This window comes from Halotalea alkalilenta DSM 17697 (genome assembly GCF_000621205.1).
Lineage (GTDB): Bacteria > Pseudomonadota > Gammaproteobacteria > Pseudomonadales > Halomonadaceae > Halotalea > Halotalea alkalilenta.
The window spans coordinates 103,778-126,965 of sequence record NZ_KK211231.1; the positions used below are offsets into that span (position 1 = coordinate 103,778).

The following is a 23,188-nucleotide window of genomic DNA, read 5'->3' on the forward strand; positions in this document are numbered from 1 at the left end:
TCACACCCTCCGCTGCCAGGTGCAGGCCCGACGTTCGATCCACAGGAGCAGCTCCTGCAGCATCAAGCCGAGCACACAAAGCAGGAACAGCACCCCCAGCACCCCGGCACTATCGAAGCGCGCGGCGGCGTTCTTCATCAGCGAACCGAGGTTGACCGTGGCCAAGAACAGTTCTGCGGTGATCATTGCGTTCACCGCCCGCACGGCACCGATGCGCAATGCGGCGAACACGAACGGCAGGCTTTCCGGAATCAGGATCAGGCGGGTGCGCTGCCAAGCGGTAGCGCCGAACGCACGGCCGACATCCAGCAACTTGCGATCGGCGTTGCGCAGTCCAGCGTCGATCACGATGAGCATGTCGAACAGGCACATGATCACTACGAGCGCCACTCGGGCTTCGAAATAGAGCCCGAACCAGATCATGATGAAGGGTGCCCAGGCCACGCTGGGCACGGCGTAGATCAGGCTGACGATGGGATCGAGCAGATCGTGGATGAACGTTACCCGCCCCATCAGGAAGCCGAGAGGAAAGGCGATGACGAGAGCGATGGCGAAGCCGAGCAGCATGTGCTGAACGGAATGCCCGAAGGCCACGAGCAGCTCGCCGCTGGCGGTCATTTCCCACAGACGCTGCATCACGGCCTGAGGTGACGCCAGCACGAAGCTGGAAAGCTGCGTAGACACCAGCGCCCAAATGCCTAGTCCAAGCAGGATCGATATCCCATAGAGCGGCAAGAACGAACGCGAAGCAAGCGACCTTGCGGGTCTGCTCGAAGCGCCGGCGGCTGGTGGAACTGCATTGGCAACCTCGGTCACATCAGTCCCTCCCGGAGCAGGAATGCTGCATTGACGATATTGGAAGGCCATGCGCATAGTGCTCGACAAGGCTCAGCCATGGCAGCTAAAGGCCATCCTAAGCATACGCCTCCATATTGTCTAGTTGACTACTCATTTAAAGATGCAAAAAAGATGACGACAGATACCGCCCTACCTTTGTACGTCCGTATCCAGCGATACATCCGGTCCGAAATCGCCACCGGACGGCTCAACGAGGGCGACCGCATTCCCACCGAAATGGAGCTGAGCGAGCGCTTCGAGACTACCCGTGCCACGGTAGCACGCGCCATCCAGCAGCTGGTATACGAAGGGATCGTGGTGCGCCGTGCCGGTAGCGGCAGCTTCGTCGCGAGCCGGCCGCTCAGCTCACCATTGCAACTGACACAGGTACATTCGTTCGAGGACCAGTTGGCGGCGGAAGGCGCCGTCATCGATTACGAACTCATCGGCTTTTCGGCTCGCCAGCCAAGCGACGAGGAGCTGGATCAGCTATGCATGCCGCAACGTACACAAGTATACGAACTCAGGCGGGTCCGAACGGTCAGCGGCAAACGAATGAGCGTCGAGATCCGTATCATCCCGGAGGAGCTCGGCCGGCGCATGACCGTGGATATGCTGCATAGGCAATCCATCCACCGCATCATGGCCGAGCTGGGACTGCCGATTCATCGCGTCGAGGGCATGATCCGCGCGCGGGTGGCCGACGACACCGTGGCCGACCAGCTGGAAGTGAAGAAAGGAACCGCGCTGCTGGTACGCGACTATACGCTGCTCAGCCACGACCGCAGACCACTGATATGCGGCGAGTCGATGTACAGACCGGACTTCCATATCAACTACATCGTTCAGCAAGCGAATATCTAGCCTGCCGTCTCGGCAACGAATGGGACAAGATCGAGCCAGGCCGGCTGGAACGCTAGCTAGACGGAAGCACCGTCCAGCCCGAGCAAAAGCCCGCGCTCCCATTCGGGAGCGCGGGCTTCTCGCGATCCGCCTGGAAGGCGGCAGCGCTGGGATCAATCCTGGCGGCTGGTGACTTCGAGCAAATGGTAGCCGAACTGGGTCTTGACCGGCCCCTGGACCTGGCTCACCGGGGCGCTGAACACCACGCGGTCGAACTCGGGCACCATCTGGCCGCGGCCGAAGCTGCCGAGGTCGCCGCCTTGGCGGCTGGAGGGGCAGCTCGAATGCTTGCGTGCGATCTCGGCGAAATCGGCGCCGTTTTCGATCTCCTGCTTGAGCGCTTCACACTTCGCTTCGCTGTCGACCAGGATGTGGCGGGCAGTGGCGGTAGCCATGGTGTTACCTCTCGTGTCGATGATTCGGTCCCACCGCAGGCGCGGTCGGGCAAGGGATCGGCACCGCTCGGCACCGTCTTCCTTCAATGAGGGCGAAGCGCAGGGATTCAAGCACATTTGCGGTGCAATTCACCAATTCGAACACTGTTCGTGCACTATCGGCGGCGACAATGGCCTGCATCGCGCAGAGTCGCGCGGCTCGCTATGGAGCATGGGAGATGAAGAGCACCGTCGCCAAGATCATCGTCGCAGGTCTGACCGCCACCCTATCGCTATCGGTGCTCGCCGCGCCGGGCGGTGGCCCGGGAGGACCTGGTCCTGGCGCAGGCCCCGGCGGCTGGGGCCCTGGTCCTGCCTGGGGCGGCGCTCCGGCCCGTGGCCATGGGCTGCCCGATGGGGCCCGGGCGCTGTGGCTCGGCAGCGCGCTCTACTTCCTCGCCGCCGGTACCTACTATCTGTGGAACGCCGACCAGCAGCGCTATGTCGTGGTTTCCCCACCGCCGGTGGCGCAGTACGAGAGCCCCAATGACTACAACGTGATCGCCTATCCGACCCAGGGCCAGACGCCAGACCAGCAGGCCCGCGATCGCTATGAGTGCCATGCATGGGCGGTCGGCCAGAGCGGCTTCGACCCGGCCAGCGCCCAGCAGCCGCCGGCGGCGACCGTACGGGACATCTACAAGCGCGCGCTCGGCGCCTGTCTCGGCGGACGCGGCTACAGCATCGGCTGAAGATCGATGAGGGCACCGCCCGATTGCGAAAGCGCCGTCGCCGACAAGGCGGCGGCGTTTTCGCGAGAGACTCAGCGCTTGGCGGCGCTGGGCTGGGGCAGCTCCGGCAGGGCGCGGTCGAGCAGTTCGACGCTCTTTCTGAAGTAGAACTGGCTCTTGTTGTACTCGCCGAGATTGGTATAGAGACGTGCGAGCTCAGCACAGGCGGTACCGCTCGGACGCTGGCGATGGCTCGCTTCGAAGTACTCCTGGGCCTTGCCCCAGTAGGCATTGCGCAGCGACAGGCGGCCAAGCGTGAGCAGCAGTTCGGGATCGTTGGGCCGCTCCTGCAGCCACTGTTCGGCGAACTTGAGCTGTAGCTGGGGATCGACCTCGATCAAACCATAGCGCAGCACCAAGCGCGCGCTCCAGCGATCCTTCAACGCCTGGCGCAGCAGCTGCTCGGCATGCTCGGCCTCGCCGTTGCGGACCAGCGCATCGACGTAGAGCAGCAGCATGTCGGCATCGAGGCGCAGCACGTCGGGCATGTCGGCCCACAGCTCGCGCACCCGTTCGAGCTCATTGACCGTGCGCCCGCTCAGCGGGCTGATCGCAGTACTGGCGGCAAAGGCCGGTGCCTGCAGGGTCAGTTCGCGATAGGTACGCTTCTCGAGCTCGACACGCTCGGCCTCGTCGATCAGCGAGTGGCGCACGAGTCTCGGCAGGATCCGGCGCACCCCCTCCCAATCGCCGACTCCGACATAGGCCTGCTTGAGCAGCTTGAGCAGCTGCGGATGATCGGGCGTCTGCTGCTCGAGCCGGGTAAGGATCGCCAGCGCCTGCTCGCGCAGCCCCCGATCGAGCAGCAGCTGCGCCTCGAGCAGTCCGACCGCGCTGTCAGCCCCGGAGGTGGAACGATGCGCCTCGCGCAGGAGCTCCTCGGCGCGGTCGAAACGCCCCTGGTAATGAGCGGCGAGCGCAGCGGAGAGATAGTTGACCAGCGGCACCGAGGAGTCATCGGCGGCGCGGGTCAGGGTCCGCTCGGCACGCTTCCAGCGCCCTTCGGCAAGCGCCACCAGACCGCTCACCGTGCGCTTCAACGCTTGGCGGTGGCGGGTCCGGCTGTTCCACAGCTTGATCCGGCTGAATGGGCGGCGCAGCTGCCACAGCAGCCGAAGCAGGAAATGGACCAGCAGGAAGATCACGAACAGGGCGACCAGCCCGAACCAGAACGAAGTCTGCAGCGAAGTGTCGCCGACCCGCACCAGCCAGTAGCCCGGTACCGAGAGCATCAGCTGGCCGAGCAGCGCACCGACGACCAGTCCGACGACGATGAAGAGGATCAGTTTGCGCATCGATCACGCTCCCTGGTCGGCATCGGCCGGCTCGCCGCGGCGCGAGAGAATCTCACGCAGCCGCTCGAGCGAACCGCTGATATCGGGCAGCTCCGGGCGCACCTCCTCGCTCGACAGCTGGGCGAGCCGGTCGAGGGCGCTGGCGACGCCAGTGTCGTCGGTGAGGTAGTAGATCCGCACCAGCCGGCTCGCCTCATCGAGGCTGGTCCGGTAGATCTCGGGCTGCTCGCGGATCAGTCCGAGCTGTGCCTGCTCGAGCAGCATGCGCACGTTCTGGCGCAGGTAACCCTCTTGATCGGGAGTGATCAGCGCCTCCAGCGGCTCGTCGTGGCGGCGGATGGTGACCAGGTCCTTGAGTTGGGTACCGAGCCTCGACAGCTGCTCGCGCCAGCCCCCCGAATAGATCGCATCGTCGTCGACCCGCGCTGCCAGCGCCTTGGTCTCCTGGGCGAGCGGCAGACGATCGAACTGCTGCTGTGCTGCGGCGAGCTGCAGGTAGATCCCTTCGCGGTCGAGCCGCGGCACGCTGTCGAGAGCCGCGATCTCGCTGCCGATCTCGCGCCGGACCGGGAGGAAAGCGGGGTTGTCGACCTCGGCGAGACGGCGATCGGCGGTCTCGAGCAGGACCTGGGCACCGGCGACGTCACGCTCGAGACCGAGGCGCTGGTTGGCGATACGCAGCAGGTACTCGACCTCGGCGTAGGTCCATTCACGCGCATCGCTGCGCTGTTGCTGGTTGAGCTCGGCGAGCACCCCTTGCACCGCACGCTCGTTCTGGTCGACCCGCTCACCCAGCGCATCGACCGCCTGCTCGCGCTGGCCGAGGGCGGAACGGATGGCGCTATCGTTCTCGTCGCGCAGCTGCTCGAGCCGCGCGGACAGCGCATCGAGCTCGGCGCTCTGCTGATTGAGCCGCTGGACACCTAAGCCCAGCCCGAGCAGCAGTAAAATCACCACCACCACCAGCACGATCAGCGCTGGTAGCCACGGCCGGCGAGCACGCCTCGCCGCGGCGTTGCGCCCGCCGCCGCCCGGCGGCGGCGCATCCATGCCCGCGCCCGTGCTCGACTTGCCCGCCCCAGTCGTAGCGGACGCGGCGGCTGGCTCGGGCTTGGCCTCGGCAGCCGGCTCGGGCCTGGCACCAGCGGCCGGCTCAGCCTCGACGGATTCGGTCTCGGCTGCGCGAGCTTCGCCCGCGGCATCGACTTCGATCGTAGGCGAAACGTCCTCATCATGCTTCGCCAGCGGCTCCCGCTGATCATCCCTTGAGAATTTCTTATCGTCTTCTTTGCTCATATGTCGCTTGCCTTTTGCCGATACCGAACGGGCCTGGGCGCCAACTGGCGGCCGCTTGGCCGGATCCCTGAGCCTTCGCTCCGAGGACGCACGCCTTCGCAGGCTCAATCATCGCTGCACCGCCGCCCAGCGGCCAGCTTTCAATCATCCCTGAACGAGGCGCACGCCTGCGCCAGCGCTTCGGGTGTCGCATCTTGGGCACATCGCACCCTGACGAAGCCTCTTTCTTCAGCCAGTGTAGCCAATCGCGTGCTGGAGACGATCAGCGTCCGCTCGCGTGCGGCGTAAGTGCACCACTGCGCCAGGTGGTCCAGCTGCTCGGCGCTGGTCACGATCAGCGCCAGGTACTCACCGGCCTGGAGGCGCGCCAGCGCAGGCGGGGCCGGGGTATCCAGCCGGCGACGGTAGAGCGCGAGCTCTTCGAGCTTCGCACCGCGCGCGGCAAGCGTATCGGACAACAGCCGTCGCCCGCCCTCTCCACGCGCCAGCAGCACCCGCCAGCCGGCGATCCGGGCGAGCTCGTCCAGTGCCAGCAGCCCTTCGCTCGCAGCCGGGCCTTCACGCGGCGCCAGAGCGTCCCGCCCGAAGACGTCGCGCATCGCCTCGCGGGTACTCTCGCCAGTGGCGAACAGCCGCACCGAGTCGAACCAGGTCGGCCGCGGGGTCAACAGCGCAGCGAGGCATTCGACGGCGAAGGGGCTGACGCAGAGCAGCGCATCCAGGCTCAGCTCGAGCACTTGGCGGTGCCGCTCGGCGCCGATTCCGAGCCGCTCGAGCCGCATCGCATCGAGATCGCACGGCGCGAGCCCACGCCGCTCGAGCGCGGCCCGCAGCGCCTGTGCGCGCGCCCCGGGGCGGGTGATCAGCACCGTGCGATCGGCCCTCATTGCGTCCGGTCACCATAGACCGCGGCGAGGATCTCCCCCGCACCCTGCTGGATCAAGGCTTCCGCGACCTCGATACCGAGGCGCTCGGGCTCATTGGACGCACCGCGCGCCTCGAAGCGCAGCACGCGCGCGCCATCGGGGGAGCCGACCAGCGCGCGCAGCCAGAGTCCAGCACCGCCCTGCTCGAGCACCGCATAGCCGCCGATCGGTACCTGGCAGCCACCATCGAGACGGGTGTTCATCGCCCGCTCGGCGAGCACCCGCGCGGTGGTGTCGCGGTCGATCAAAGGGCGGATCAGCTCGAGCAGCCGCTGATCGTCGCGCCGGCACTCGATGCCGAGCGCGCCCTGGCCACAGGCGGGCAGCATCAGTTCAGGGGCGAGTTCCTGGCGAATCCGCGCATCGAGACCCAGGCGTTGGAGCCCGGAGGTGGCGAGCACGATGGCGTCGAACTCGCCGGCGTCGAGCTTGGCCAACCGGGTCTGCACGCTGCCGCGCAGGCTCGAGACCAGCAGGTCGGGACGCAGTTCGAGCAGTTGCAGCTGGCGGCGCAGGCTCGAGGTGCCGACCCGCGCGCCCTCGGGCAGCGCCTCGAGCGAATCGAAGCGGTCGGAGACGAAGGCATCGGTGGGCGCACCGCGCTCGAGAATCGCCTCGAGCCCAAGCCCTTGGGGAAAGTGCATCGGCACATCCTTCATCGAATGCACCGCGATATCGGCGCGCCCGTCGAGCAGCGCCTCCTCGAGCTCCTTGACGAACAGCCCCTTGCCGCCGACCTTGGCCAGCGGCGCATCGAGGATTCGGTCACCACGGGTGCTCATCGAGACCAGGCTCACCTCGAGCCCGGGGTGCAGCGCCTCGAGGCGAGCCTTGACGTGCTCGGCCTGCCAGAGGGCCAAAGGGCTGCGGCGGGTAGCGATGCGCAGCGATGCGCGAGTGTTGGACGACACGACGACTCCGAACGAATGGCGAGCCCCGGGGCGCCTGCCCCAGGGGCAGAATGAGGGGCGCAATGGTCCGCGATTGTATCATCGATGACTGCCGGCTTCCGATCATGCCTCATCCGCGGCGCCCAGCGCGCAAAGCGAGCCCCCGCGTCCTCGTTCGAAAGCGGCTTCGGTGATGGTCAATGGCGGGAAGTGAAGGGCAGCGGACATCATCGATCGTTCAGACCGAGATGGCCGCCAGGCGGGAGTCAATCGTGGGCTGCCGGCTCGTCGATGAGCATGTAGCCGAGCCCTCGGATGTTCTTGATCCTGGCGGTCGAGCCGATCGCCGAGAGCTTCTTGCGGATGCGATGCAAGGCCACATCCAACGCGTTGGGCGTTACCGCCTTGGCGACTCCCCAGCCGGCATGCTCGAGATTGGTATGCCGCACGGTGCGTCCCGCTGCGTTCATCAGGCAAAGCATGAGCTGCAGCTCGGCCGGCGCCAGCAGGATGGACTGCGTATTGCACTTGAGGCGACTGCTGTCGAGATCGATGGTCAAGTCGCCCACAGCGGGCGCGAGGGACGCAAGCACCGGGGGGCGTCTCATCAATGAGCGAACCCGCGCGATCAATTCATCCATCGCGAACGGTTTGGCCAGGTAGTCGTCGGCGCCGCTTTCGAGCCCGTCGATGCGGTCATGCAGGGCGTCGCGCGCGGTCAGCATCAGGCAAGGAGTCATATTGCCCGCCGCACGCACGTCCCTGAGCCAGGCCAGCCCATCACCATCGGGCAGCCCCCGGTCGACGATCATCACGGTGTAGTCGGCATGGCTGAGCCCGAACGACGCCTGGGCCGTATTCTGGAAGGTATCGGTCTCGATGCCTACTTGCATCAGCGCTCGCTGGATCAGCTCCGCAACCCGCTCGTGGTCCTCGACCAACGCTATACGATACATGGATCGTCCTCGCCGCTATCAGCCACTGCCTGCCATCACCATTACGCTGCCTGGAACATCGCGACACCAGGGTATTGGCTCATTGGAAGCGGTAGACGTAGCCGATCTGGACTTCAGGAATCGTCCTGTTCTCGACCAGGGGACTATCGTAGACACCGCCGCCGACGAATCGCGTGACCCCCAGATCGAGGATGATGGTCTGACGGTCGCTCATGCGGTAGTCGAACGTAGCACCGAGCGTGACATCGAATGCGGACTCCCCATCGTAGGCGGGCCGGTCGGTGCGAACCTCCGACGGCCTCACCCCATAGTAGTAATCGACGTAATCGCTGTTCGACCAGCCAGTGCCGATATAGGGCGAGATACTGAACCGGCCACGCTGGAACTCTCTGCTGAACTCCAGTTCGGCGCGATGCCCTTTGTTCCCGCCGATCAGGTAGCTGCCCGACAGCTCACCGAAGCTTTTTTTCCAGCTGAACGCAGGACCGAACCAAGCACCACCATCGCGCTCGTCCATGCCTTCCCGATAGCGCGAGTCCGATGCTTCATAACCACCGCCGAAAGAGTATCTTCCACGCAGCGCAACGGAGAAGTCATTCCAGGTACCGATCTTGAGATCCGCCCTGGTGCCAAAGAAGTTCACCCACTTGTTATCGAAGTAGAAAAGCGGCAACGCGTCGACATCGGAGCCATAGCCTCGATAGGCCGAATCCCGGTATCGAGCACCGACGCCCAGCCCCCAGTGGGTGACGTTCGGCGCATCGCTCAAGAAGGTGAAGCCAGAACCACCGGCATCAGGCGTATCGCTACGCGTTTGCTGGGCGTAGGCGGCATCGACGAGCACGAACGCGAAGGCAGGCAGCAGCATTGACCAGCGTTTGGAGCGAGTGAACAGCGTCATGGTGTGGTCCTGGAAATGAAGAGCTCAGGTCTTCATCCTGGCTTCCACAGACTTACCTCATACTTACTGCCAGCGGGCTCCATATAGTTTTTATGTATCAGCGACTCGATCATCAAACAAAACCACGAATCGCGTATGCGCAACCGAGCGGTCGACGAACAGCTGCCAACCATAGGTGTTAGCGATTTTCCGGCAGATGGCCAGGCCCAGACCAGCTCCCTCGTACTTGTTGCCGGGCGCTCGCCAGAACTTCGAGAAGATATGCGGCAAGTCGCTCGGGTCGATGCCTTCCCCCTGATCGTTTACCGCCACCGAATGATTGGAGATATCGATGGTGACGACGGCGGACTCAGGCGAAACTTCCACCGCATTCTCGACCAGGTTCTTGAGCAGGATGAACAAGGCCGCCTTATCCGCCTCCAACGGGGAGACAGGCGCGTCCTGCGCCACTACGATCCGCACGCGCTTCTTCTCGGCGCGGCGCTCGAGATAACGAATCACTTCGTCCACTACCGCGACCACGTCCGTGCTCGCGGAACGATAGTTGTACAACTCGCTCACTTCAGCGATATGGAGCAGTTGCTGGACCTGCCTCGACATCAGGTCGACATCCTGGAGAAGCCGGGCCTGCTGGCTCGAGTCACCCTGCAGTTCGATTTGTCCGCGGATCAAAGTGAGCGGCGTCTTGAGCTCGTGCGCGGCCGAGGCGAAGAACGATTGCTGGACCCTGAACCCTTCTTCCAACCGATCCAGCGCGCTGTTGAAGGCTTCCGCCAGCGGCCTCACTTCACTCGGGATGCCATCCAGCGAGAGCCGGGAGGTCAGGTTTTCGGGTGAAATCTTGGCTGCCGCATCCGATACCCGGCGCAAGGGCCTGAACATGCTATGGAAGGTGAAATATATCGCCAGGATGAAGACACACAGGGATATCCCCGCGATGATCTTGGCAGTGGTGAATACCGGCTTGAGCCGGTTGCGAACGATGACTTCGCTCAGTTGATCGCTCACCGCCGTTTGTAGAAAGAACTGCTTCCCATCGTAGGTGAAGGGCAGTGTCTCCACATGGAATCCAAGTCCATCGCTTTCGACCGCGAACCTTTCCGCCTGAGGATCGAAATAGTCATCGGCGGATGGAAAATCGGAGCTCACGTGCTCGGAGGAAAGCAATACCGTGCCCTTCGGGTCCAACACCCGGTACTGGAACTGATCCGGGAACGCCGCCCGCCATATGTGGATTTCATCGATCAAGGTGACTGACTGCGGATTGCCCTGGGCATCGTACCTGAGCGTATCGATGAGGCGGGTTCCCATATCGTTTTGTCGATGTCGGCCCAAAAACGACGTCGGATTCGATTCCAAGAGCGTTACGACGGCCAAGGAAACCAGCGTCACCGTAACGATCAAGGCCACTGTGCAGGTGATCAGCAGCCGGATCGATAGGCTTTCGGACCATCTCGATCCGTCCGGTCGGCCGCCCTGCACGATATCGATCACGTTTCGCCATGAATCACGCTTCATCCAATTACTCCATAGATGCCCTCTCCTCCATCACGCCCTCCAAAGCGAGGTGTCATGCATCGGATAGGGCTTTGACCATCAGATCGTTGTGGATGGCTGAAGGAGAGTTACACCGTTCGATCCCCTTGCTATCGCTCCATCTCCGCGAGATGAACGACATCCAGCAGGCGAGTAGAAAGAACCAACGAGCCGCGGCGACGATAGGTTCGATTCGAGGCGAATTGCCGCGCTCAAGGCAGACCCGATCAGGCGAAACTGGCACGAATAGCGCCCGGGCACCAGGTCCATTCCGGACGCCGCCGGCGGTAACTTCTCGACTACCAGCCCTGCTCGCACTGGGCAATGTGCCGATTTCGTCATCCCGGGAAGAGAAAAGCCACAAGCCCGGGGCCGACCGGGCGCGAGATGCTGGGGCCTGCTCACAGGCCAGGACCCCACCATGCAGCGCATCTCGATCATCGACACGCATACCGGCGGCGAGCCGACCCGCCTGGTCATCGACGGTTTCCCCGCGCTCGGCGAAGGTCCACTCGACGAACGCCGCGCCTTGCTCGCCCGCGACCATGACCGCTGGCGGCGCGCTTGCGTGCTCGAGCCGCGCGGCAGCGAGGCGATGGTCGGCGCCCTGCTCTGCCGCCCTTTCGATCCAGCCGCGAGTGCCGGGGTGATCTTCTTCAACAATACCGGCTACCTCGGTATGTGCGGGCACGGCACCATCGGCCTGATCACCGCCCTCGCCCATCTCGGCCGGATGGGCCCCGGCGAGCACCGGATCGAGACGCCGGTGGGCAACGTGCTCGCCACCCTCCACCCGGACGGCTCGGTGAGCGTACGCAACGTACCCGCCTACCGATTCGCCAAGGACGTCCCGGTGACGGTGCCCGGCCATGGCGAGGTACGCGGCGACGTCGCCTGGGGCGGCAACTGGTTCTTTCTGGCCTCAGACCACGGCCAAAGGATCGCCGCCGACAATCTCGACGCTTTGACCGCCTACTCCCGCGTATTGCTCAAGGCGCTCGAGCAGGCAGGGATTCGCGCCGCGCACGGTGCGCAGATCGACCATATCGAACTCTTCGCCGACGACCCCGAGGCCGACAGCCGCAGCTTCGTACTCTGTCCCGGCGGGGAGTACGACCGCTCGCCCTGCGGTACCGGCACCAGCGCCAAGCTCGCCTGCCTCGCCGCCGATGGCCTGCTCGCTCCCCACCAGCCCTGGCACCAGGCGAGCGTGATCGGCAGCCGCTTCGAAGCTCACTACGAATGGCAAGAACAGCAGCTGATTCCCACCATTCGCGGCCGCGCCCACCTGAGCGGGGAGGCGACCCTGCTGATCGACCCGAGTGATCCCTTCGCCTGGGGCATCGCGCGGTGAGCGATGCGATAGTGATCGGCGCCGGCATCGTCGGCGCCAGCTGCGCCCACGCGCTGGCCCTGGCGGGTCTCTCGGTGCGGGTGGTCGATGCCGGCCTGCCCGCCGCCACCTCCGCGGGCATGGGCCATCTGGTCAGCCTCGATGGCAGCGCCGCCGAGCTTGCACTGTGCAGCGACTCGCTCGCCCGCTGGCGCGCCCTGGCCCCGAGCCTGCCGGCGAGCGGCGCCTACCATCGCTGCGGCACGCTGTGGCTGGCCGAGAACGAGGACGACCTCGCCACCGCCGACGACAAACGCGCCGCGCTCGCCATGGCAGGCATAGGCAGCGAGCTGATCACCCCTACCCGGCTGGCCGCGCTCGAACCGCTGCTGCGCCCTGGACTCAGCGGCGCACTGAGGGTCGAAAGCGATGCGATCCTCTACGCCCCCCGGGTCGCCGACTGGCTGCTGGAATGCGTCGGTATCACCCTCGAACGCGCCCAGGTGACCGCGCTCGAAGATCAACAGGTGCGTCTCGCCGACGGCCGCAGGCTGGGGGCACGGGTGATCGTGCTGGCCGCCGGTCTGCAGGCGGGTGCCCTGCTCGAAGGGCTGCCGATCGAAGCGAAGAAGGGCCACCTGCTGGTCACCGATCGCTATCCCGGCCGGGTTTCCCACCAGCTGGTCGAGCTCGGCTACGGCGCCAGCGCCCACGCCGGCCAGGGTACGTCGGTGGCCTTCAACCTCCAGGCACGCCCCACCGGCCAGCTGCTGATCGGCTCGACCCGCCAGTTCGACACCCTCGACCCCCGCGTCGAGCCCGCGCTGCTCGCACGCATGCTCGAACGCGCGCGCGGCTACCTGCCGGCGCTCGGCGCAATCAATGCGATCCGTGCCTGGACCGGGTTTCGTGCCGCCACCCCGGATGGGCTGCCGATCATCGGCCGCCATCCCGAACGCGAGGGCCTGTGGCTCGCGCTCGGCCACGAAGGCCTCGGCGTGACCACCGCACCGAGCACCGCGGCGCTGATCCGTGCGGGGGTGCTCGGCGAGCATCCCCCTCTCGACCCGAGTCCCTACCGTTTCGAACGCTTCCGGGCAAGCGCGCCCGCGGATGGGCAACGATGATCAGGCTGACCCTCGACGGCGAAGCCCTCGTCCTGCCGGAGGGAACCAGCGTCGCCGCCGCGCTCGCCGCCAGCGGTGACGACCACGCCCGAAGCGACCTCGCCGGTCGCCCGCGGGCACCGTTTTGCGGTATGGGCATCTGCCAGGAGTGCCGGGTGTGCATCGACGGCCGGCGCCGGCTGGCCTGCCAGACGCTGATCCGCGAGGGTATGGAAGTGGAAAGGACACGATGAACGAGCGGCTGCCAAGAGAGTGCGAACTGCTGATCGTAGGCGCCGGTCCGGCCGGCATGGCCGCCGCCTGCGCCGCCGCTGACCATGGCATGAGCGTGGTGGTGATCGACGACAACCCCGCGCCGGGAGGGCAGATCTGGCGCGCCGGCCCGAGGGTCGACCTGCCCCTTCGCGCGCAAGCGCTGCGCGAGCGCTTCGAGCGGCTGCCCGGGCTGCGCCTTTGCAGCGCCACCCGGGTGATCGACGCACCCGCGCCGGGGCGGCTGCTGGTCGAGCGCGAGCACGATGCCGGGGTGATCGACTACCACCGCCTGCTGCTGTGCACCGGCGCCCGTGAACGGCTGCTGCCGTTTCCCGGCTGGACCCTGCCCGGCGTGACTGGTGCCGGCGGCCTGCAGGCGCTGATCAAAGGCGGGCTGACGGTGCGTGGCGAGCGCATCGCGATCGCCGGCAGCGGCCCGCTGCTGCTGGCCTGCGCAGCGACGGTTCGCGCGCAGCGGGGCCGGCTGGTGGCGCTGGCCGAACAGTCGCCGTGGCAGGCGCTGGCCGGATTCACCATCGGACTATGGCGATGGCCCGCCAAGCTGGCCCAGGCGATAGCGCTGGCGAACCCGCGCTATCGCGCCGCCAGCCGCTTGATAGAAGCGCTGGGCGAACGGCGGCTCGAAGCCGTGGTGATCGAATCCCTCGGCGAGCGCCGGGAGATCGCCTGTGACCGCCTCGCCTGCGGCTTCGGCCTGGTCGCCAACACCGAGCTCGCCCAGCTGCTCGGCTGTGCGCTGGACGAGCGGGGAATCTTGGTCGACCAGCACCAGGCCACCTCGGTGGCGGGCGTCTACGCCGCCGGCGAATGCACCGGCCCCGGCGGCAGCGAGCTGGCGCTGGTCGAAGGGCGGATCGCCGGCTTGGCCGCGGCCGACCAGTACCCTCTCGCCGCCGCGCTGAGCCGGCGCCGCGCGCGCTGGCAAGCCTTCGCCGCCCAGTTGGAGCAGCATTTCGCGCTCGATTCGAGCCGCCTGCCGCCGCGTCGCGCCACCACCCTGGTATGCCGCTGCGAGGAGGTCACCCTCGGCGAGCTAGAGGCGCACTCCGACTGGCGCCGCGCGAAGCTTGCCAGCCGCTGCGGAATGGGCGCCTGCCAGGGTCGGGTCTGTGCCGCGGCGACCGCGCAGCTGTTCGGCTGGGCGCCGCCGCCGCCCCGGCCGCCGCTGTCGCCGGCGCGCATCGACAGCCTGCTGCTCGCCGGCATGGAGGAGGTGCAAGAGTAGTCCAAGGGCGCGTATCGTCGGATCGAGGGCAAGCTTGTCATCCAAGCCGCCGCCGCCTCCGAGGCGGCGATGAAGCCCGGCGGCAGGCGAATACAACGACAATAATCAGCGAACCGGGAGAATCCCCATGCTTGCGATCGGACACAGCGGCGCCGGCGTATCCAGGCGTTTCTTCACCCCTTTGCTCCCCCGCACCGGTAGCGATACCGAGTATCCTCCACTGGCGGTCTTGGGTGCGGGGCTTGCGCGCCAGCGCCCGCGCAGCCTGGAGACGCTACTCGACGCGCTAGAGCCGATCGGCCCGCTGCTCGATGCCATCCCGGGCGTGGTGTTCTTCATCAAGGACCCGCAGGCGCGCTACGTGCACGCCAATCTCACCCTCGCCCAGCGCTGCGGCTTCAGGCGTATCGCACCGCTGCTCGGCAAGACCTCCAAGGAGGTGTTTCCCGCCTCCCTGGGCCCCGGCTATACCGAGCAGGACCGCCAGGTGCTCGATCATGGCGCGGTGATCCACGAGCAGCTCGAACTGCATCTGTTCTCCGGCCGCGAGCCTGGGTGGTGCTTGACCTACAAGCTGCCGCTGCTCGATCGGGAGGAGCGGATCATCGGCATGACCGGGATCTCCCACGACCTCCAGGATGCCCGCGCCGACCACCCCGCGTTCCAGCGCCTGGCGCTGGTCGATGCCTATATCCGCAGCCATTTTTCCCGCGCGATCGGAATGGAGGAGCTCACCCGTCTGGCGAAGCTCTCGGTCGCCCAGCTCGAGCGCTACTGCAAGCGGATATTCCACTTGACCCCGCGCCAGATGATCCACAAGGCGCGTCTCGAACACGCCTGCCGGCTGCTCGCCGAGGGGGAACTGCCGATCACCGAGATCGCGCTGCGCTGCGGCTACACCGACCACAGCGCCTTCAGCCGCCAGTTCAAGTCGCTCACCGGGATGACGCCGCGGCAGTTCCGCCTCTCGATCATTCGCTGAGCGCCCTTATCCCCCGCCCGGCGCCACCGCGCAGGCTGTGCGGATTTCGTCGTCCTCGGCGGGGAAAAGGCTCAAGCCAGCCGACGCTCGGGCGGTCACTCTACATCGATGTCGCGGCGAGGCCCTCGACGCTGTGGCCTCGCCGCCTTGACCCCATCGATCACAGGAACGTCACCCCATGAGCCGTGGAACCATCGACTGGAGCGGCGTCTTTCCCGCCGTCACCACCCAATTCAACGACGATTTTTCCGTCAACCTCGAAGCCACCCACAGGGTCATCTCCCATCTCGTGCGTGACGGCGTTTCCGGCCTGGTGGTCTGCGGCTCGGTCGGTGAAAACACCTCCCTGACGCTGGATGAGAAGATCGCCGTCACCGAGGTCGCCGTGGACGCCGCCAAGGGCCGTATACCGGTGATCTGCGGGGTCGCCGAGTTCACCAGCGCCCAGGCGGCCAATGCGGCCAATGCGGTCAAGCGAGTGGGCGTCGATGGCGTGATGCTGATGCCGGCACTGGTCTATTCGTCCAAGCCATTCGAGACCGCGGAGCACTATCGCTATGTGGCGAAAAACGTCGATCTGCCGCTGATGGTCTACAACAATCCCCCGATCTACAAAAACGACGTCACCCCGGAAATCCTGATCTCACTGGCCGACTGCGACAACGTGGTGTGCTTCAAGGACTCCTCCGGCGATACCCGCCGCTTCATCGACGTACGCAACGAGGTAGGCGACCGCTTCATCCTCTTCGCCGGCCTCGACGACGTAGTATTGGAGAGCATCGCGGTGGGCGCCGAAGGCTGGGTGTCCGGGATGTCCAACGTGTTCCCCCAGGAGGGAGAGACCATCTTCCGCCTGGCCAAGGCCCGCCGCTTCGATGAGGCGATGCCGATCTACGAATGGCTGATGCCGATCCTCCACCTCGATGCGCGCCCGGACCTGGTCCAGTGCATCAAGCTCTGCGAAGAGCTCGCCGGTCGCGGCAGCGCCCTGAGCCGCCCGCCGCGCTTGGCCCTGCCGCCAACCGACCGGGAATTCGTCGAGCGGATCATGGCCAAGGCACTGGCCACCCGCCCGAGCCTGCCCGACGTCGGGCTGGTCTAGCCCTTGCACCGGTGCTTGCATCGATGAAGCTGCCGCCGGCCGGCTGAAGCCTTGCTGAAAAGCTCGCGGCGACTGTGCCGCTTTCGTCATCCCGCTCGGCGAAAAGGCTCAAGCCCGCTTCGCTGGCCGCGGGCAAGCTGTAACCCTCTTACTCCCCACTCACCCCATCCATCGGTGCGCTCTTTCGAGGCTCCGTGCACCGACCATTCCCTTGCAGGCGCCAAGACGAGTAGAACAACAACCGTTCCCAAGAGGCTCCAATGACGAACAAGAACAGCACCCTGGCTCTGTCTCTCACCGCCGTTCTCGCGGTCTCGACGAGCGATATCGCCCTTGCCGACAAACTCGACGACATCATCAGTTCAGGGACGCTGCGCTGCGCGGTGACCCTGGATTTTCCGCCGATGGGATTTCGCGACGACGACAACCAGCCCGCCGGCTTCGACGTCGACTACTGCAACGATCTGGCGCGGGTGCTCGACGTCGACGCCGAGGTGGTCGAAACGCCCTTCCCCGATCGTATTCCCGCGCTGGTCTCCAATCGCGCCGACGTGATCGTCGCCTCGACCTCGGACACCCTCGAGCGCGCCAAGACCGTGGGCATGACGGTGCCCTACTTCGCCTTCCAGATGGTGGTGCTGACCCGCGAGGACACGGGTATCGAGGGCTATGACGACCTCGAGGGACGCGCCGTGGGCAATACCAGCGGCACCTACGAGGCGATCGCCCTGGAGCGGGACGTCGATGGCTGGGAAGGCGGCAGCTTCCGCGCCTACCAGACCCAGAACGATACCCTGCTGGCCGTCGCCCAGGGCCATATCGAAGCCACCGTGGTGACCAATACCGTCGCCGCGGCGACGGTCAACTCCGGGCGCTATCCGGGACTCAAGATCGCCGGCGACGCCCCCTACGTGATCGACTACGTCTCGCTGGCCGCGAGGCGCAGCGAATACGGCCTGCTCAACTACCTCAACCTGTTCGTCAACCAGCAGGTGCGCACCGGCCGCTACGCCGAACTCTACGAAAAATGGGTGGGCGGCACGCCGGTGGAACTGACCGTGCCCGGCGTCTACTACTGAGCGGGTCTTCGATGACACCCACCGCGATGCCACCGGGCGGCGGCCCCGCCGCGTTCGGGCTGGCGGATCGCGAGCTGATCCAGAGGTGGCGCTCCCTCCAGCGCGCCGAACGGGCCGGCCGCCAGGGAGGGGAGTGAGACCATGTTCGACTACACCTTCCAGTGGCGCCCGGCGCTCAGAGCGCTGCCGGACATGCTCGCCGGCGCCTGGGTCACGTTCGAGACCGCAGCGCTGTCGATGATCCTCGGCGTGCTGCTGGCGCTGGCGCTGACGGTGATGCGCCGGATGGACAATCCGCTACCGCGGGCCTTCGCCAACCTGTGGGTATCGATCGCACGCAATACCCCGTCGCTGTTCCAGATCTACATGCTCTACTTCGGCCTGGGGTCGTTCGGCTGGCACATAAGCTCCTGGGCCGCACTGCTGGCCGGAATCACCTTCAACAACGCGGGCTATCTGGCGGAGAACTTCCGCGGTGGACTCAAGGCGGTGCCGGACACCCAGATGCGCGCGGCACGCTCGCTGGGCATGGGCGCGTTCCAGGCCTACCGGCTGATCGTCTTCCCTCAGCTGCTGCGTATCGTCTACCACCCCCTGACCAACCAGATGGTGTGGGCGGTGCTGATGACCTCGCTCGGGGTGATCGTCGGGCTCAACGACGACCTCACCGGGGTCACCCAGGACTACAACGTGCGCACCTTCCGCACCTTCGAGTTCTTCGCCATCGCCGCGGTGCTCTATTACCTGATCACCAAGGTCATCGTCCTCGTCGCCCGCCTGCTGGCCTGGCGCCTGTTCCGCTATTAACGGGGAGGTCCCATGTTCTCGACCAGCCTGACCGCCAACGACCTGCTGTTCATGCTCCAGGGCGCCTGGGTGACGCTCAAGCTGACCGCCGCCGCCATGCTGATCGGCACGCTGGCAGGCGTGGTCTTCGGCCTGCTGCGCGCGGCGATGCCCTACGCCACCCTGCCGCTATCCTGGGCGCTGGACGTCTTCCGCAGCGTGCCGCTGCTGATCCAGTTCGTGCTGTTCAACTCGCTGAAGAGCCTGGTCGGGTTGGACTGGAGCGCCTTCACCGTCGGCTGCGTGGTGCTCGGAGTCTACGCCGCAGCCTTCTGCACCGAGATCGTCCGCGGCGGCGTGCTCGCGGTACCCACCAGCCTGCGGCGGGCGAGCAGGTCGCTGGGGATGAGCTACTGGCAGGATTTGCGCTACATCGTGCTGCCGGTCGCCACCAGGGTCGCCTTCCCCGGCTGGCTGAACCTGGTGCTGTCGGTGATGAAGGACACGGCGCTGGTGATGTGGATCGGGATCATCGAGCTGCTGCGCGCCTCGCAGACCATCGTCACCCGGATCCAGGAGCCGCTGCTGGTGCTGTGCATCGCGGGGCTGATCTATTACCTCATGAGCCTGGTGGTCGCACGCCTCGGGGCGCGATTGGAAAGGAGATGGCAGGAAGATGATTGAAATCGACCAGGTGCACAAATCCTTCGGCGATCTCGAAGTGATCAAGGGCGTCGACCTGACCGTCGCCAAAGGCGAGGTGGTGTCGATCATCGGCGGCTCCGGTTCGGGCAAGTCGACGCTTCTGATGTGCATCAACGGGCTCGAGCCGATCCAACGGGGCAGCATCCGCGTCGACGGTATCGAGGTGCATGCCAAGGGTACCGACCTCAACCGGCTGCGGCGGAAGATCGGCATCGTGTTCCAGCAGTGGAACGCCTTTCCACACCTTACCGTGCTGGAGAACGTGATGCTGGCGCCACGCAAGGTGCTCGGGCTGGGCCGCGCCGAAGCGCAGGAGATCGCCTTGAAGCAGCTCGCCCACGTGGGCCTGAGCGACAAGCTCGAGGTGTTTCCCTCCAAGCTCTCCGGCGGCCAGCAGCAGCGCATGGCGATCGCGCGGGCGCTGGCGATGTCGCCGGACTACATGCTGTTCGACGAAGCCACCTCGGCGCTCGACCCGCAGCTGGTCGGAGAGGTGCTCGACACCATCCGCCTGCTCGCCGAAGAGGGCATGACCATGCTGCTGGTCACCCACGAGATCCGCTTCGCCCGCGATGTCTCCGACCGGGTGGCGTTCTTCCGCAACGGCCTGGTGCATGAAATCGGCCCGCCCGCCCAAGTGATCAACGCACCGCAGCGCCCCGAGACCGCCGAATTCCTCAAATCGGTGCGCTAGTGCGCCATGGTATGACAGGAGCGACCAGATGCGTTCGAGCAAGATGGTGCATGTCGTCAGCTGCCACGCCGAGGGCGAGGTCGGCGACGTGATCGTCGGCGGTGTCATGCCGCCGCCGGGCGACACCCTGTGGGCGCAGTCACGCTGGATCGCCCGCGACGGCGGCCTGCGCAACTTCGTGCTCAACGAGCCGCGTGGCGGCGTGTTCCGCCACGTCAACCTGCTGGTGCCGCCGAAGGATGCGCGCGCGCAAATGGGCTGGATCATCATGGAGCCGGCCGATACGCCCCCGATGTCGGGCTCCAACTCGCTGTGCGTGGCGACGGTGCTGCTCGACACCGGCATGATCGCGATGACCGAACCGCAGACTCGGCTGGTGCTGGAAGCGCCCGGGGGGCTGATCGAAGTGATCGCCGATTGCCGCGACGGCAAGGCGCAGCGCATCGAGATACGCAACGTGCCATCGTTCGCCGACCGGCTCGATGCGTGGATCGAGGTCGAAGGTATCGGCTCGCTCAAGGTCGATACCGCCTACGGCGGCGATAGCTTCGTGATCGCCGACGCCCAGCGACTGGGCTTCTCGCTCACCGCCGACGAAGCGGCCGAGCTGGTCGCCACCGGGCTCAGGATCACCCGAGCGGCGAACGAGCAGCTCGGCTTCACCCATCCGCTCAATCCCGACTGGGCCCACATCTCCTTTTGCCAGATCGCAGCGCCGCTGGCTCACGAGCGCGGGGTGGCCTGCGCGACCAACGCGGTAGTGATCCGCCCTGGCAAGATCGACCGCTCGCCCTGCGGCACCGGCTGCTCGGCGCGTATGGCGGTACTCCACGCCAAGGGGCAGCTCGCCGAGGGCGAGCGCTTCATCGGGCGCTCGATCATCGGCTCGACCTTCGACTGCCGCATCCAAGGCCGCACCGAGCTCGCCGGGCGGACGGCGATCCTGCCATCGATCTCCGGCCGCGCCTGGATCACCGGCATCCACCAGCACCTGCTCGACCCGGCCGACCCCTGGCCCGAAGGCTATCGGCTCTCCGATACCTGGCCTGCGCACGGCGACTGAGCGCTCCCAGCCCCGTTCGCAGTGAGGAGCACGGCCTTACCGCCGCCGCTCGATCCCTCGACTGGCGCCCCCAGTGCCGAGCCGGCACTCGATCTCGGCGCGTATCGGCGCCGCTCGGGACGAACGGTTAGGGGATGGCGCCAAGCCCGGCCCACCTCCCGTTCGTGCCCCTCGATGCGCTTCGCCTACTCGGGATGCTCGGGACGAACGGCTTGTTGATCCGTTCGCGGTATGCCTGACCGGACGAACTCAATCCAAACCGTCGGCGGCGATGCCTTGGAAGGCGTCATAGGCGGCGAGTACGGTCTCCATCTGTGCGGTGTGGCCGGCGATGAACGCTTCGCCATATATCGTTTCGTCCGGATACTCGGTGATCAGCGTGATCGGTGCGCTATCGCGCTCGTCCAGCGAGACGAGGCAGGGAAAGCCGTTGATGAAGCGAAACTCCATCGTCTCGGCGTGGATCTGGTAGCAGCGGATCTGCGCCTGGTTGAACGCCAGCAGGCCGGGGACGCGGCCGAGCCTCGAGCTCACCTCGTCCAGCAGCCGTTCGACCGCGCGCTCCCAACCCCGGTGATGGCGCACGATCAGGAAGAAACCCTTGGGCAACGTCCATGCCGCGAAGCCGCGCGGTACGTAGCCCGAGAGCGGTCGGGTCCATTCGTGCGAGGGATAGCCATGCAGGTTGACGTGGAGCTTGGCTGCGCTCAATCGCTCGGCCTCGATCCTGACCCGCTTTTCGCCTAGACGCTCAGCGCTTTCCCCGAGCGGGCGATAGTCGAGGTCATCGCCCAGTGCGGTGTAGCGCGCGGCGTGGTGCATGTGCCGCGGGTTATCGAGACACAGCCTCTGGTGCAACGCGTAGCCGTCGGGATTCAACAGCGGTGCGACGGTGAAGTGCGCCCCGCTGCGCGCGGAGAGCACATGCGCCGCGCGCAGGGCGCCGACGACCCCGGTGGTTTCGTTGGCATGCTGGCCACCGCTGATCATCACCGGCACGTCGCTGCCCTCGACGTAGCGTGCCTCGACCAGCCTGCCGGCGCGGGAGAGCGCCTGGAACGCCACGCCTTCGAGCCGCCCGAGTTCGGCGCGCACCTGTGCCATGCTCAGCGGCCGTTCGGCGGTTTCCAGCCGCTGCAGCCCCGGGACCGGGTCCTCCATCCGCGACAGCGGCCGGGTTTCGATGCAAAGCTCGACCAGGCCGTCGCTGGGCAGGATCTCCGGTACGATCTGGCCCGGCTTGAGCCCGCGATCGCCGAGCGGCCGGGCGGATTTGAGCTGGAACACCTCGAGCAGCGAGAAGTAGATGTCTTCGTGCAGCGCTTCGCGCAGGCTCAGCACCTCCTCGCCGTGGGGCAGGCGCTGGTCGTCGATGGGCAGGCGCACGCGAACGTTCAACTCGTCGAAATATGGCTCCTCGCTGCCCCAGTCATGCGAGACCACCGCGCGCATCGCCGAGGCGAACAGCCGTTCGTAGTCGGTCTCCAGCCGGTGGCCGGTAGGGTCGCCATCGATGCGCTCCCAGCCGGTCGGCGAGAGTACGGTTTCGGCAACGAAGTCGAGATGCAGGTGATTGGGCGCGAAGACCCGCTGGCACTCCTTGCGCCCATCGAGGTAGCCGAGCTCGACGATGTAGTCGAGGCCGTCGCCCTCGATGGCGGTGAAGCTCAGCTCGGCATCGCCGGTCATGGCGGCGAGCGGATAGGCCTCGAGCAGAAATCGATTGGCGGGGGGCGCGACGACGGGATAGCCGACCTCGATCGAACGAACGCCACTCAAGTCGGCATCCTCGAGAAACCAATGCAGCAGCGGCTTGTAGGCGCTGCGGATGCGCGCTTTGACGCCGGCCGCGGCCAGCACGCGCTCGGCTTCGCGCCGGCTCTCGAGGTCGTCGAACGTCCAGGCCTCGAGCCGGGCTGCGCCGGCATGGCGGGAGACCAGCGCTTCGAGCGTGCGCTCGAAGCGCTCTTCGTGGATCAGGCTCATCGAGTCGTCACACCTTTCGGGCCGAGGCGCTGCGGGAACATCGCGGAAATGATGATCATCGCGATCGTGACTCCGCATCCTAAGCAGGATGGGAGGGCGAGGAAAGCCGTGCCGCGTGCGGATGG

At 66.1% G+C, this 23,188-nt stretch carries 23 protein-coding genes; 13 read left to right on the forward strand and 10 right to left on the reverse strand.

Features of this window, described 5'->3' with window-relative positions; genetic code table 11:
* Positions 1 to 873: an ABC transporter permease gene (locus tag Q376_RS0117095; RefSeq protein ID WP_081803627.1), complete on the reverse strand. Its 873-nt coding sequence runs from the start codon at positions 871 to 873 to the stop codon at positions 1 to 3.
* Positions 874 to 969: 96 nt separating this feature from the next.
* On the opposite strand from Q376_RS0117095, the gene Q376_RS0117100 reads away from it, so the two are divergent.
* Positions 970 to 1,701, forward strand: a complete 732-nt coding sequence (locus tag Q376_RS0117100) for a GntR family transcriptional regulator (protein WP_162177918.1) — start codon at positions 970 to 972, stop codon at positions 1,699 to 1,701.
* 152 nt (positions 1,702 to 1,853) lie between these two features.
* Here the strand turns inward: Q376_RS0117100 and Q376_RS0117105 are convergent, their stop codons facing one another.
* Positions 1,854 to 2,135 carry a peptidylprolyl isomerase gene (locus Q376_RS0117105; RefSeq protein WP_027351337.1) on the reverse strand — a complete coding sequence of 94 codons (282 nt, stop codon included), beginning with the start codon at positions 2,133 to 2,135 and terminating at the stop codon, positions 1,854 to 1,856.
* 218 nt (positions 2,136 to 2,353) lie between these two features.
* Here Q376_RS0117105 and Q376_RS0117110 point away from each other — a divergent pair, with 218 nt between their 5' ends.
* Complete coding sequence (locus Q376_RS0117110; RefSeq protein WP_027351338.1) at positions 2,354 to 2,866, forward strand: hypothetical protein; 513 nt, start codon at positions 2,354 to 2,356, stop codon at positions 2,864 to 2,866.
* Positions 2,867 to 2,937: 71 nt separating this feature from the next.
* Here the strand turns inward: Q376_RS0117110 and Q376_RS0117115 are convergent, their stop codons facing one another.
* The 7 genes from Q376_RS0117115 to Q376_RS23250 all read right to left on the reverse strand — a co-directional run bounded on the left by Q376_RS0117115 (position 2,938) and on the right by Q376_RS23250 (position 10,687).
* Complete coding sequence (locus Q376_RS0117115) at positions 2,938 to 4,200, reverse strand: heme biosynthesis HemY N-terminal domain-containing protein (protein WP_027351339.1); 1,263 nt, start codon at positions 4,198 to 4,200, stop codon at positions 2,938 to 2,940.
* 3 nt (positions 4,201 to 4,203) lie between these two features.
* Positions 4,204 to 5,496: a uroporphyrinogen-III C-methyltransferase gene (locus Q376_RS23245; RefSeq protein WP_027351340.1), complete on the reverse strand. Its 1,293-nt coding sequence runs from the start codon at positions 5,494 to 5,496 to the stop codon at positions 4,204 to 4,206.
* A 140-nt stretch (positions 5,497 to 5,636) separates the two neighbouring features.
* The gene (locus tag Q376_RS0117125) at positions 5,637 to 6,383 is read right to left on the reverse strand and encodes a uroporphyrinogen-III synthase (RefSeq protein WP_027351341.1); all 747 of its coding nucleotides are present in this window, start codon (positions 6,381 to 6,383) and stop codon (positions 5,637 to 5,639) included.
* Positions 6,380 to 7,333, reverse strand: a complete 954-nt coding sequence (gene hemC, locus Q376_RS0117130; protein WP_027351342.1) for a hydroxymethylbilane synthase — start codon at positions 7,331 to 7,333, stop codon at positions 6,380 to 6,382. Before hemC ends, Q376_RS0117125 begins: the two co-directional genes overlap by 4 nt.
* Before the next feature lie 245 nt (positions 7,334 to 7,578).
* A complete protein-coding gene (locus tag Q376_RS0117140; RefSeq protein WP_027351343.1) occupies positions 7,579 to 8,268 on the reverse strand; it encodes a response regulator transcription factor in 690 nt (229 codons plus the stop codon).
* Positions 8,269 to 8,347: 79 nt separating this feature from the next.
* On the reverse strand, positions 8,348 to 9,169 hold the full coding sequence (locus Q376_RS0117145) for a MipA/OmpV family protein (RefSeq protein WP_027351344.1): 822 nt from the start codon (positions 9,167 to 9,169) through the stop codon (positions 8,348 to 8,350).
* Between the two features lie 90 nt (positions 9,170 to 9,259).
* Entirely contained in the window at positions 9,260 to 10,687 is a 1,428-nt protein-coding gene (locus Q376_RS23250; protein WP_052365472.1) for a sensor histidine kinase, read from the reverse strand.
* Between the two features lie 439 nt (positions 10,688 to 11,126).
* Between Q376_RS23250 and Q376_RS0117155 the strand changes: the two genes are divergently transcribed.
* The 11 genes from Q376_RS0117155 (at position 11,127) to Q376_RS0117210 (ending at position 21,077) form a co-directional block, all read left to right on the forward strand.
* Positions 11,127 to 12,059: a 4-hydroxyproline epimerase gene (locus Q376_RS0117155; RefSeq protein ID WP_027351345.1), complete on the forward strand. Its 933-nt coding sequence runs from the start codon at positions 11,127 to 11,129 to the stop codon at positions 12,057 to 12,059.
* The gene (locus Q376_RS0117160) at positions 12,056 to 13,165 is read left to right on the forward strand and encodes an NAD(P)/FAD-dependent oxidoreductase (RefSeq protein ID WP_211266709.1); all 1,110 of its coding nucleotides are present in this window, start codon (positions 12,056 to 12,058) and stop codon (positions 13,163 to 13,165) included. The genes Q376_RS0117155 and Q376_RS0117160 overlap by 4 nt, the downstream gene beginning before the upstream one ends.
* Positions 13,162 to 13,398 carry a (2Fe-2S)-binding protein gene (locus Q376_RS0117165; RefSeq protein ID WP_155834400.1) on the forward strand — a complete coding sequence of 79 codons (237 nt, stop codon included), beginning with the start codon at positions 13,162 to 13,164 and terminating at the stop codon, positions 13,396 to 13,398. Before Q376_RS0117160 ends, Q376_RS0117165 begins: the two co-directional genes overlap by 4 nt.
* Complete coding sequence (locus Q376_RS0117170; protein ID WP_027351348.1) at positions 13,395 to 14,666, forward strand: NAD(P)/FAD-dependent oxidoreductase; 1,272 nt, start codon at positions 13,395 to 13,397, stop codon at positions 14,664 to 14,666. Before Q376_RS0117165 ends, Q376_RS0117170 begins: the two co-directional genes overlap by 4 nt.
* A gap of 127 nt (positions 14,667 to 14,793) precedes the next feature.
* The gene (locus Q376_RS23255; RefSeq protein ID WP_081803630.1) at positions 14,794 to 15,648 is read left to right on the forward strand and encodes an AraC family transcriptional regulator; all 855 of its coding nucleotides are present in this window, start codon (positions 14,794 to 14,796) and stop codon (positions 15,646 to 15,648) included.
* A 178-nt stretch (positions 15,649 to 15,826) separates the two neighbouring features.
* Positions 15,827 to 16,750 (forward strand): dihydrodipicolinate synthase family protein, encoded by a 924-nt coding sequence (locus Q376_RS0117180; RefSeq protein WP_027351349.1) that lies wholly within the window; start codon positions 15,827 to 15,829, stop codon positions 16,748 to 16,750.
* 260 nt (positions 16,751 to 17,010) lie between these two features.
* Positions 17,011 to 17,829 (forward strand): ABC transporter substrate-binding protein, encoded by an 819-nt coding sequence (locus Q376_RS0117185; protein WP_027351350.1) that lies wholly within the window; start codon positions 17,011 to 17,013, stop codon positions 17,827 to 17,829.
* A gap of 141 nt (positions 17,830 to 17,970) precedes the next feature.
* On the forward strand, positions 17,971 to 18,636 hold the full coding sequence (locus Q376_RS0117195; protein WP_027351351.1) for an amino acid ABC transporter permease: 666 nt from the start codon (positions 17,971 to 17,973) through the stop codon (positions 18,634 to 18,636).
* Positions 18,637 to 18,648: 12 nt separating this feature from the next.
* Entirely contained in the window at positions 18,649 to 19,299 is a 651-nt protein-coding gene (locus Q376_RS0117200; RefSeq protein ID WP_027351352.1) for an amino acid ABC transporter permease, read from the forward strand.
* A complete protein-coding gene (locus Q376_RS0117205; protein ID WP_027351353.1) occupies positions 19,292 to 20,014 on the forward strand; it encodes an amino acid ABC transporter ATP-binding protein in 723 nt (240 codons plus the stop codon). Before Q376_RS0117200 ends, Q376_RS0117205 begins: the two co-directional genes overlap by 8 nt.
* Positions 20,015 to 20,042: 28 nt before the next feature.
* A complete protein-coding gene (locus tag Q376_RS0117210) occupies positions 20,043 to 21,077 on the forward strand; it encodes a trans-3-hydroxy-L-proline dehydratase (protein WP_027351354.1) in 1,035 nt (344 codons plus the stop codon).
* A 249-nt stretch (positions 21,078 to 21,326) separates the two neighbouring features.
* Here Q376_RS0117210 and Q376_RS0117215 read toward each other — a convergent pair whose 3' ends face one another.
* A complete protein-coding gene (locus tag Q376_RS0117215; RefSeq protein ID WP_027351355.1) occupies positions 21,327 to 23,063 on the reverse strand; it encodes a M14 family metallopeptidase in 1,737 nt (578 codons plus the stop codon).
* Positions 23,064 to 23,188 lie beyond the last annotated feature (125 nt).